The organism is Kineococcus haloalkalitolerans (assembly GCF_050871905.1).
Classification (GTDB): domain Bacteria; phylum Actinomycetota; class Actinomycetes; order Actinomycetales; family Kineococcaceae; genus Kineococcus.
The window spans coordinates 1-10,235 of record NZ_JBJLSH010000077.1 but is presented as its reverse complement, the minus strand read 5'-3'; the positions used below and the strand labels follow the sequence as shown (position 1 = coordinate 10,235).

The following is a 10,235-nucleotide window of genomic DNA, read 5'->3' as shown; positions in this document are numbered from 1 at the left end:
GGTCCCCGGCCGGGGACCCGCCCTCGCGGCGTCCCGGGGCGTCCGCGGGGGTCAGCGGCGCGGCGTGCGCGCCCGGCGCTCGACCACCGGGCCGGGGCCGGCCGAGAAGCCGGACAGCGCCAGGCCCTCCCCGCCCCGCCACACCTCGAAGCCGGCCTGCACGCTCGTCAGCCACCACGCCGGCCCCACCCAGCCTCGCGCCGCGGCGTCGGCGTGGAAGGCCGTGACGGGCAGGTCGGCGCGCGCGGTCGCGGGCGCCGGGGCGCCCAGGGCCCCCTCGCGCACGTAGCTGACGACCCGCCAGGGCCTCGCCGGCTCCGGGGCCGCGTGCCACACCTCCCAGCGCTCGCCGGCCAGCTGCGCGGTGCCCGTGCGGGCGCCGACCGGCTGCACGCCCCCGGCGGCGGCCAGCCACACCATCACCTCGGTGCCGCTGACCTGCCCGTCCGTGCGCGGCTGCGGGTCGAACCACACGTCGTAGCTGAGGTTCCAGGCCCCCTCCGGCACGAGCGCCGCCGCCAGCTGCGTGCGCACCGAGCGGAAGCGGGGGTCGTCCGCGCGCAGCGGCGCGGCGCCGGGGGAGCAGGTGCCCCAGTGGCAGCCCCAGACGATCGACGGGTACCCCGCGGGCGGACCGTCCGTCGGCACGTCGTGCCGGGACGTGGTCAGGGCCAGGCCGCGCTCGCGCGGGGTGACGCACTGGGCGGTGTCCGCGCCCCAGCGGTTGTTCTGCACGACGTAGCGGCCGTCGGCCGAGGGCGCCCGGTCGTACTGCCCGCACAGGGCGCGGGCGGCGCCGGCGGCGGTGGGCACCGCACCGCTCACGGCTGCGACCGCCCCGGCGCCCAGGAGGCCCGCGGCGAGGACGGTGGCCAGCGCGGCGCGCACGGTCTGCACCGGGGCGTCCTCGGCGCGCGCGGACCCGGACCTGAGCCTCCCGCCGCGTGATCCCCGTCACGCCGCCGTGCAGCACGGGCGAGCACCGCGGTCACCGGCGGCGCAGCAGCCCCGTCACCGCGACCGCCACCGCGACGGCGCCCGCCCCGGCCGTCCAGCGCGCGGTGCGCCGCCAGTTGCGGAAGTCGTGCACGGGCCAGCCGCGGTCGCGCGCGTACCGGCGCAGCGCCGCGTCCGGGTTGACCGCCGCCGGGTGCCCGACCACCCGCAGCAGCGGCAGGTCGTTGGCGGAGTCCGAGTAGGCCGCGCAGCGGCTCAGGTCCCAGCCGCGCTGCGCGGCCAGCGAGCGCGCCGCGGCCGCCTTGGCGGGCCCGTGCAGCGGCTCACCGACGAGCCGGCCCGTGTAGACGCCGTCGACGCTCTCGGCGACCGTGCCCAGCGCGCCCGTCAGCCCCAGCCGCCGGGCGATCGGCTCGGCCAGCTCCACGGGGGCGGCCGTCACCATCCACACCGGCACGCCCGCCGCCAGGTGCCGCTCGGCCAGCGCGCGGGTGCCCGGGCGCACCTTGGCGCCCACGTGCAGGTCGTACACGTCCTCGCCGATGCCGCGGACCTCGGCCACCTCGCGGCCGGCGACGAACGCCAGGCCGAGCTGCCGGGCCTCCAGCAGGTGCCCGTGGTGCTCTCCGCGCAGCGCGAAGTGCAGCGCCCGGCGGGTGAAGGTGCGCAGCTGGGCGCGGGAGAAGAAGCCCCGCGCGGCCAGCTCGCGGGCGAAGTAGAACATCGACGCCCCGCGCACCAGCGTGCCGTCGAGGTCGAAGAACGCGGCGTCCAGCGCGGCGGGGGGTGGTTCCGGGGAGGGGGCGCCGCTCCCGGTCGCGGGGTCCGCGCGGGGAGTCGTCGGGGGGCCTGCCGCCGGTGGCACCGCCATGGGCGTCATCGTAGGTGCTGGCGGGTGCGCGGTCCGTCCGCGGCGGGCGGGCCGCCGGGGCGCCCGCGCGGCGGGCGGAGGAGGAGCAGCGGTGGTGCGGGACGCGGCGGGGAGCGACGGGAGCGGGGCGCGGGTGGTGCTCGTCACGCGCGCGGGCTGCCACCTGTGCGAGGAGGGGCGCGCCGTCCTGGCGCGCGCGGCGGCCGCGCGCGGCACGGCGTGGGCCGAGGTCGACGTGGACGCCGACGCGGAGCTGCTGCGCCGGTACGGCGAGCAGGTGCCGGTGCTGCTGGTGGACGGCGAGCCGCGCGACGCGGGTCGCCTGGACGAGGCGCGCGTGGCCGCCGCGCTGGCCGGCCGGCGCTGGTGGCGCCGCCGCCGGACGCCGCCCGCCCGGCCGCGCCCGGAAGGCTGAGGACAGCCTCACCTCACTGGACGTCCGGGGATCGCCGCAGCTCAGCGACCCGCGAGACCCTCGTCACCCGCGGCCCCGTGACTTTGTGCGCACGTTCACAAACGCCTACGCTGGACGCGCACGTTTGCCCATCCGCACATCACGAGGGTGCCAGGTCTGACCGCTGTGGACGACGACGAGGTGACCCGGCCGAGCCTGGCCGGGGACGGTCTGACGGCCGCCGTGGAGCGGGCCGTGGCCGAGCGGGCGGCCGGCGCGGGCGACGTTCCCGAGGCCACCGTCGCGCGGCTGCCCCTGTACCTGAGCGCGCTGTCCGCCTTCGCCGACGCCGGCCTGCGCACCGTCTCCTCCGAGGCGCTCGCCCAGGCCGCCGGCGTCGGCTCCGCCAAGCTGCGCAAGGACCTGTCCCACCTGGGCAGCTACGGCACCCGCGGCGTCGGCTACGAGGTCGCCGAGCTGCACCGGCACATCGCCGACCGCCTCGGCCTGGCCACCCGCTGGCACGTCGTCATCGTCGGCATCGGCAACCTCGGGCACGCCCTCGCCGGCTACGCCGGGTTCGCCTCCCGCGGCTTCAGCGTCGCCGGCCTGTTCGACGACTCCCCGGCCGTGGTCGGCGAGGTCGTCAGCGGGCTGCGCGTGCGCCCGGTGGCCGACCTGGCCGCCGTCGTGCGCGAGGTCGCCGGCACCGGCGGCGCCGTCATCGGCGTCCTGGCCGTGCCCGCCGCGCAGGCGCAGGGCGTGTGCGACCGCATGGTCGCCGCCGGCGTCACGAGCGTCCTGAACTTCGCCCCCGCCGTCCTGCGCGTGCCCGAGGGCGTGGACGTGCGGGGCGTGGACCTGGCCTCCGAGCTGCAGATCCTCGCCTTCCACGCGCAGCGCAAGTCGTCCCCGCGCCCGGCGGGCCCGCCGTCCCAGGACGGCGGGCGCCGGCGGGCGCCCGCAACCGCACCGCTCGTCGGGGAGGTGGTCTGAGTGGCGCTCCTGGTCGTGGGCATGTCCCACCGCACGGCGTCCCTGGAGGTCCTGGAGAGGGCCACGATCGACCCGGAGGCCGTGCCGCGCGTCGTGGCCGAGCTGACGGCCTCCCCGCACGTGGAGGAGGCGTTCGTCCTCTCCACCTGCAACCGCGTCGAGCTGTACTGCGACGTCAGCCGCTTCCACGGCGGCGTCGCCGACGTCGGCGCGCTGCTGGGCCGCCGCGTCGGCGTGCCGCTGGAGGACCTCGGCGACCAGATGTACGTCCACTACGAGGACGCCGGCGTCGAGCACCTGTTCCGCGTCGCCTGCGGGCTGGACTCCATGGCGGTGGGCGAGAGCCAGATCCTCGGCCAGCTGCGCGGCGCCCTGCGCGACCTGCACACCGGCGACGGCGCGGGCGGCCAGCTGGACCGCCTGCTGCAGCACGCCCTGCGGGTCGGCAAGCGCGCCCACAGCGAGACCACCCTGGACGCCGCCGGCGCCTCCCTCGTCGACGCCGCCCTGGCCCGCGCCCACGACGCCGTCGGCGGCCTGGACGGCCGCCGCGTGCTCGTCGTCGGCGCCGGCGCGATGAGCGCCCTCGTCGCCACCACCGTGGCCCGGCTCGTGCCGGCCGCCGAGGTCGTCGTCGCCAACCGCACCCCCGAGCGCGCCGAGCGGCTGGCCGCGGCCGTCGGCGGGCGCGCCGTCGGGCTGGACGCCCTGCGCCGCGAGGTCGCCGCCGCCGACCTCGTCCTCAGCTGCACCGGCGCCGTCGGGCACGTCCTGGACGTCGCCCTCGTCGCCAGCGCGCTGCTGGACCGCCCGCAGCGGCCGCTGTTCCTGGCCGACCTGGCCCTGCCCCGCGACGTGGACCCCGAGGTCGCCACGCTGCCCGGCGCGCACCTGGCCGACCTGGAGGTCCTGGGCGCCGACCTGGCCGGCACCGCCGTCTCCGACGACCTGCGCGCCGTGCGGGCCATCGTCGCCGAGGAGGTCGCCGCGCACGCCGCCTCGCTGCGCGCCGCCGACGTCGCCCCCACCGTGGTGGCCCTGCGCCAGCAGGCCCGGCACGTCGTGGACGCCGAGATGGCGCGCCTGGCCGGGCGCGTGGAGCTCGACGAGGACGTGCGCGCCGAGGTCGACCGCACCGTGCACCGCATCGTGGAGAAGCTGCTGCACACCCCGACCGTGCGGGTCAAGGAGCTCAGCGCCGCCCCCGGCGGCGGCGGGTACGCGGCCGCGCTGCGCGCCCTGTTCGACCTGGAGGTCGGCGCGGCCGGCGGCGCGCGCGGCGACGCGCCCCTGTCGGGCACCGTCGCCGAGGCCGTGGGGAGGGTCCCGTGACGACCACCCCGACCACCCCGACCACCGGCGCGGGCGTCCTGCGCCTGGGCACGCGCCGCAGCGCGCTGGCCACCACCCAGAGCGGGTGGGTGGCCGACCTGCTGCGCGCCGCCGGGCACGAGGTCGAGCTCGTCGAGGTCACCACCCACGGCGACGTCTCGCGCGAGCCGCTGGCCCGCATCGGCGGCACCGGCGTGTTCGTCTCCGCGCTGCGCGACGCCCTGCACGCGCGCCGCGTGGACCTCGCGGTCCACTCCCTGAAGGACCTGCCCACGACCCCGGCCGACGGGCTGGTCCTGGCGGCCGTGCCCGAGCGCGAGGACCCGCGCGACGTCCTCGTCGCCGCGGGCGGTCGCACCCTGGCGCAGCTGCCGCGCGGGGCGCGCGTGGGCACCGGCTCCCCGCGCCGGGCGGCGCTGCTGCGCGACCTGCGCCCCGACCTGGACGTCGTGGCCGTGCGCGGCAACGTCGACACGCGCCTGCGCCTGGTCGCCGACGGCCGGGTCGACGCGGTGGTCCTCGCCGCGGCGGGCCTGCGCCGGCTCGGCCGCCTGGACGAGGCCACCGAGCTGCTGGACCCGGACGTCGTCGTGCCCGCCCCCGGCCAGGGCGCCCTGGCCGTGGAGTGCCGCGCCGGCGACGGGGCCGTCCTCGCGGCCCTGGCGCCGCTGGACGTGCCGGCCGTGCGGCGGGAGGTCGCCGCCGAGCGGCGCGTCCTCGCCGCGCTGGAGGCCGGCTGCTCCGCGCCCGTCGGCGCGCACGCCCGCGTCCGCGACGGCGAGCTGCGCCTGGCCGTGGCCGTGGGCGCCGCCCCGGAGGACGTGGACGGCGTGACCGGCGCCGGCGCCGCGCCCGCGCCGCTGCTGCGCCGGGAGGTCAGCGCCCCCGCCGGCACCGAGGAGGAGGCCGCCGCGCTCGGCGAGCGGGTGGCCCGCGAGCTGCTCGCGGGCCCCCTCCGCGCCGGTGTCCGGCCCCCCGCCGCCGCGGCGGCACCCCCCCAGGACCACCCCCAGGACGCGACGCGTCCTCGTCAGGACACGGAGAGTGGCTCGTGAGCACGACGACGAACAGCCCGGTGATCGACGGGGCGGCCGACGCCCCGGCGGTGCTCGCCACGGACGCCCCGCAGGTCGCCGTGCTCGCCGGGCCCACCGCCGGGCCCACCGCCGAGGCGGACCCGGTGCCCGCGGCCCCGCTGCAGGCGCCCGCGGAGGCGCCCGCGGAGGCGGTGCGCGCGCCGCGGCGCTCCCGGGCGGCCGGGGCGGTGTCGGCCTCCCGCGCCGCCGCGCCGCTGGGCCACGTGTCCTTCGTGGGCGCCGGCCCCGGCGACCCCGGCCTGCTCACCGTCCGCGCGGCCGAGCTGCTCGGCACGGCCGACGTCGTCGTCCTCGACCAGGCCAGCCGCGAGGACCTCGTGGCCCGCTACGGCCGCGACGGCGTCGAGGTCCTCGACGCGGGCTTCGGCGACGACGGGCAGCCGCTGACCCGCGCCGCGCGCGCCAAGGTGGTCGTCAAGGCCGCGAAGTCCGGCGGCCGGGTCGTGCGCCTCATGGACGGCGACCCGTCCACCTTCACGACCCTGCCCGACGAGATCGCCGCGCTGCGCAAGGCCGGCGGCGCCTTCGACGTCGTGCCCGGCGTCTCGGCCGTCACCGCGGTGCCGACCTACGCGGGGGTGCCCGTCACCGCGGCCGGCACCACGAGCGTCCACGTGGTCAGCCCCGCCGGGCGCGCGGTGGACTGGAGCCGGCACGCCGACCCGGCGAGCACCGTCGTCGTCCTCGGCACGGGCGACGACATCGCCGCGGCCGCCGTGGGCCTGCTCGCCGCCGGCCGCGACGCCGCCACCCCGATCGCCCTCACCTCGCACGGCACGACGACGGTGCAGTCGACGACGACCACCACGCTGGGCGAGGTGGAGCCGCTGGCCACCGCCATCGACGGCTCGCCCACCACGGCCGTCATCGGCGAGGTCGTCGGCCTGCGCGAGCAGGCGTCCTGGTACGAGACGAAGCCGCTGTTCGGCTGGCGCGTCCTCGTCCCGCGCACCAAGCAGCAGGCCGGCGGGATCACCGCGTCGCTGGCCGAGCACGGCGCCACCGCCGAGGTCGTCCCGACGATCTCGGTCGAGCCGCCGCGCACGCCGCAGCAGATGGAGAAGGCCGTCAAGGGCCTCGTGACCGGCCGCTACGAGTGGATCGGGTTCACCTCCGTCAACGCCGTGCGCGCGGTGCGGGAGAAGTTCACCGAGTACGGCCTGGACGCCCGCGCGTTCAGCGGCCTGAAGGTCGCCGCCGTCGGCGGGGTCACCGCGGACGCGCTGCGCGACTGGGGCATCGAGCCGGACCTGGTGCCCACGGGCGAGCAGTCGGCCACGGGCCTGCTGGAGGCGTGGCCGCCCTACGACGACGTCCTGGACCCCATCAACCGCGTCTTCCTGCCGCGCGCCGACATCGCCACCGACACCCTCGTGGCGGGCCTGCAGGAGAACGGCTGGGAGGTCGACGACGTGACGGCCTACCGCACCGTGCGGGCCGCCCCGCCGGCCGCGCCGGTGCGCGACGCCATCAAGACGGGCGCCTTCGACGCGGTCGTCTTCACCTCCAGCTCCACGGTGCGCAACCTCGTCGGCATCGCCGGCAAGCCGCACCCGTCGACCGTGGTGGCCTGCATCGGCCCGGCCACCGCCAAGACCGCCGAGGAGCACGGCCTGCGCGTGGACGTGCTGGCCGCCGAGCCGTCCGCCGACGCCCTCGTGGAGGCGCTGGCCGCCTACGGGCAGGGCCTGCGGGTCAGCGCCGCCGAGGCGGGCGAGCCGGTGCTGCGCCCCAGCCAGAAGAAGGCGTCGGCGCGCCGGCGGGCCCGCTGATGAGCGTCCCCGCGGGGGCACCCGGGCCGGCCGGCGGGGTGCGGCCGGCGGTGGGGCCGCTGGCGGTGCGCCCGCGGCGGCTGCGCTCCAGCCCGGCGGTGCGCCGGCTGGTCACCGACGTGCGCCTGCACCCGTCGGACCTCGTCCTGCCGGTGTTCGTGCGCGAGGGGATCGGCGAGCCGCAGCCGGTGCGCACGCTGCCGGGCGTCGTGCAGCACACCCGCGCATCGCTCGTGGCCACGGCCCGCGAGGCCGTCGCCGCCGGCCTGGGCGGGATCATGCTGTTCGGGGTGCCCGCGCGGCGCGACGCCCTCGGCTCCGGCGCCGACGACCCCGACGGGATCCTCAACGTCGCGCTGGCCGACGTGCGCGAGGCGGTGGGCGACGACCTCGTCGTCATGGCCGACCTGTGCCTGGACGAGTTCACCGACCACGGCCACTGCGGCGTCCTGGACGCCCGCGGCCGCGTCGACAACGACGCCACGCTGGAGCGCTACGCCTCGATGGCGCTGGCCCAGGCGCGCGCCGGCGCCCACGTGCTGGGGCCCAGCGGGATGATGGACGGGCAGGTCGGGCACCTGCGCGCCGTCCTGGACGCCGCCGGCCGCGACGACGTGCTGCTGCTGGCGTACGCGGTGAAGTACGCCTCGGCGTTCTACGGCCCGTTCCGCGAGGCCGTGGACTCCCAGCTGACCGGCGACCGGCGCACCTACCAGCAGGACCCGGCCGCGGCCGTGTCCGAGGCGCTGCGCGAGGTGCGCCTGGACCTGGCCGAGGGCGCCGACCTGGTGATGGTCAAGCCGGGCCTGCCGTACCTGGACGTGCTGCGCGCGGTCGCCGACGTCGCCGACGTGCCGGTCGCGGCCTACCAGGTCTCCGGCGAGTACGCGATGGTCGAGTTCGCCGCGCAGGCGGGGGCCGTCGACCGCGACCGGGTGGCGCTGGAGTCCCTGCTGGCGCTGCGCCGCGCGGGCGCGCAGGTGCTGCTGACGTACTGGGCCCTGGAGGCCGCGCAGCGCTGGCTGGGCTGAGCCCGCGGGCCCGGCAGCTCAGCCCCAGGCCCGCTGCTGGGCCTCCAGTCCGCGCACGAACAGCTCGAACGCGGCGTCGACCCGCTCGGCGTCGCCGGTGAGCAGCCGGTCCACGGCCAGCCCGCGCATCGTCGACAGGGCCAGCGTGGCCAGGGGACCGGCCGCCTGCTCGGGGCAGCCCTCGCGCACGAGACCCTCGCGCAGCAGCGCGGTGCGCTCGCGCACGGAGCGGCGCACGGCCCGGGCGGTGTCGCCGTCGCCGTACAGGGCGGTCCCGGTGATCGCGATGAACAGGCGCACGGCGCGCTGACCGGGGTCGGTCGTGGCGTGGTGCCACAGGGCCCGCAGCGGGCCCCCGGGCGGGTCGCCGGCGACGAGGCCGGGGGCGCTGAAGGCCCGGTCGAGGACCTCGGCGACGACCTCGGCGACGAGCTGCTCGCGGGTGGCGAAGTGGTGCAGCAGCGCGGCGTGGCTCACACCCGCCGAGCGGGCCAGCACGCGCAGCGACAGCCCCTCCAGGCCGTGGTCCAGGACGTGCTCGGTGGCCGCGCGCAGCAGCTCCTCGCGGCGGTGCCGGTAGCGCAGGCGGCGGCCGTCGACGCGCTGCGCCCCACCGGGTCCCACGTCGCCGCCGGGGTCCTCTCGCGCGCCGTCGTCCACCCGCGGAGGGTAGCCGGAGGGCTCCCGGACCGGTCCGGCCGAATTGCTTGACCACTCGGTCAGCCAACACTACGGTCCTCAGCTGCCGGACCCGACGGGCACGGATCCCGTGGCAGCGCACCGCCGCGCGCAGGACCGGCTCCACCCGCAGAAGGAGACGACGTGACCACCTCCGCGCCGGCCCCCGCCGCCCGCCAGACCCCCACCGCCCCCGCGCGCGGGCGCCACCGCCTGCGCGCCGCCCTCGCGGCCGCCGCGCTCGCCGCCGCCCTGCCGTTCACCGGCGGGACCGCGGCCCACGCCGCCAACCCCTACGAGCGCGGTCCGGCGCCCACCACCGCCAGCGTCGAGGCCAGCCGCGGCTCCTTCGCCGTCTCGACCACGACCGTCTCCAGCTTCGCCGCGCGCGGCTTCGGCGGCGGCACGATCTACTACCCGACCACGACGACGGCGGGCACCTTCGGCGGCGTCGTCGTCGCCCCCGGCTACACCGCCACCCAGTCGAGCATGGCGTGGCTGGGCCCGCGCCTGGCCTCGCAGGGCTTCGTCGTCTTCACCATCGACACCCTCAGCCGCTACGACCAGCCCGCCTCCCGCGGCCGGCAGATCCAGGCGGCCCTGGACCACCTGACCGGCTCGAGCAGCGTGCGCGACCGGGTCGACCGCAACCGGCTCGGGGTCATCGGGCACTCGATGGGCGGCGGCGGTGCGCTGGAGGCCGTCAAGGCCAACCCCGCCATCCGCGCGGCGGTCCCGCTGACGCCGTGGAACACCGACAAGACGTGGCCGGAGGTCACCACGCCGACGCTGCTCGTCGGCGCGGAGGACGACTCGGTGGCGCCGGTGTCCTCGCACGCCGAGCCCTTCTACTCGACCGTCCCCGCCTCCACCCGCAAGGCGTACCTGGAGCTGCGCGGCGCGAGCCACTTCGCGCCCAACTCCTCCAACACGACGATCGCGAAGTACACGATCAGCTGGCTCAAGCGCTTCGTCGACGAGGACGTGCGCTACTCGCAGTTCCTGTGCCCGGCCCCCGCGCCCAGCACCGCGATCCTCGAGTACCGCTCCACCTGCCCGTACTGACGAAGGGCTGGAGCGACCGGGGGCCGGCGGGCGGGTGCCCGC

Annotated in this window: 10 protein-coding genes; 7 read left to right on the top strand and 3 right to left on the bottom strand. The window is 78.3% G+C overall.

What is annotated here, in order from left to right; translation table 11 throughout:
- Window positions 1–51: 51 nt before the first annotated feature.
- Window positions 52–897 (bottom strand): GH12 family glycosyl hydrolase domain-containing protein, encoded by an 846-nt coding sequence (locus tag ACRYMY_RS19025; RefSeq protein ID WP_432548785.1) that lies wholly within the window; start codon window positions 895–897, stop codon window positions 52–54.
- A gap of 91 nt (window positions 898–988) precedes the next feature.
- Window positions 989–1,828 carry an HAD family hydrolase gene (locus ACRYMY_RS19020; RefSeq protein WP_432548784.1) on the bottom strand — a complete coding sequence of 280 codons (840 nt, stop codon included), beginning with the start codon at window positions 1,826–1,828 and terminating at the stop codon, window positions 989–991.
- 91 nt (window positions 1,829–1,919) lie between these two features.
- On the opposite strand from ACRYMY_RS19020, the gene ACRYMY_RS19015 reads away from it, so the two are divergent.
- From ACRYMY_RS19015 to hemB, 6 genes are all read left to right on the top strand, one after another.
- Window positions 1,920–2,243 (top strand): glutaredoxin family protein, encoded by a 324-nt coding sequence (locus ACRYMY_RS19015; protein ID WP_432548783.1) that lies wholly within the window; start codon window positions 1,920–1,922, stop codon window positions 2,241–2,243.
- A 222-nt stretch (window positions 2,244–2,465) separates the two neighbouring features.
- Entirely contained in the window at window positions 2,466–3,218 is a 753-nt protein-coding gene (locus ACRYMY_RS19010) for a redox-sensing transcriptional repressor Rex (RefSeq protein ID WP_432548787.1), read from the top strand.
- On the top strand, window positions 3,219–4,550 hold the full coding sequence (locus ACRYMY_RS19005; protein WP_432548782.1) for a glutamyl-tRNA reductase: 1,332 nt from the start codon (window positions 3,219–3,221) through the stop codon (window positions 4,548–4,550). It abuts the gene before it with no gap.
- A complete protein-coding gene (gene hemC, locus ACRYMY_RS19000; protein ID WP_432548781.1) occupies window positions 4,547–5,605 on the top strand; it encodes a hydroxymethylbilane synthase in 1,059 nt (352 codons plus the stop codon). Before ACRYMY_RS19005 ends, hemC begins: the two co-directional genes overlap by 4 nt.
- A gap of 209 nt (window positions 5,606–5,814) precedes the next feature.
- Window positions 5,815–7,419, top strand: coding sequence for a bifunctional uroporphyrinogen-III C-methyltransferase/uroporphyrinogen-III synthase (locus ACRYMY_RS18995; RefSeq protein WP_432548786.1), 1,605 nt, complete (start codon window positions 5,815–5,817; stop codon window positions 7,417–7,419).
- Window positions 7,419–8,450 carry a porphobilinogen synthase gene (gene hemB / locus ACRYMY_RS18990; protein ID WP_432548780.1) on the top strand — a complete coding sequence of 344 codons (1,032 nt, stop codon included), beginning with the start codon at window positions 7,419–7,421 and terminating at the stop codon, window positions 8,448–8,450. Before ACRYMY_RS18995 ends, hemB begins: the two co-directional genes overlap by 1 nt.
- An 18-nt stretch (window positions 8,451–8,468) precedes the next feature.
- Here the strand turns inward: hemB and ACRYMY_RS18985 are convergent, their stop codons facing one another.
- Window positions 8,469–9,110, bottom strand: a complete 642-nt coding sequence (locus ACRYMY_RS18985; RefSeq protein WP_432548779.1) for a TetR/AcrR family transcriptional regulator — start codon at window positions 9,108–9,110, stop codon at window positions 8,469–8,471.
- A 162-nt stretch (window positions 9,111–9,272) separates the two neighbouring features.
- Between ACRYMY_RS18985 and ACRYMY_RS18980 the strand changes: the two genes are divergently transcribed.
- A complete protein-coding gene (locus ACRYMY_RS18980; RefSeq protein WP_432548778.1) occupies window positions 9,273–10,193 on the top strand; it encodes an alpha/beta hydrolase family protein in 921 nt (306 codons plus the stop codon).
- Window positions 10,194–10,235: the final 42 nt, after the last annotated feature.

What these genes read in the sequence shown, in the direction of transcription:
- ACRYMY_RS19020 (WP_432548784.1), bottom strand. Translation starts at nt 1,828, where the DNA reads ATGGCGGTGCCACCGGCGGCAGGCCCCCCGACGACTCCCCGCGCGGAC.
- hemB (WP_432548780.1), top strand. Translation starts at nt 7,419, where the DNA reads ATGAGCGTCCCCGCGGGGGCACCCGGGCCGGCCGGCGGGGTGCGGCCG.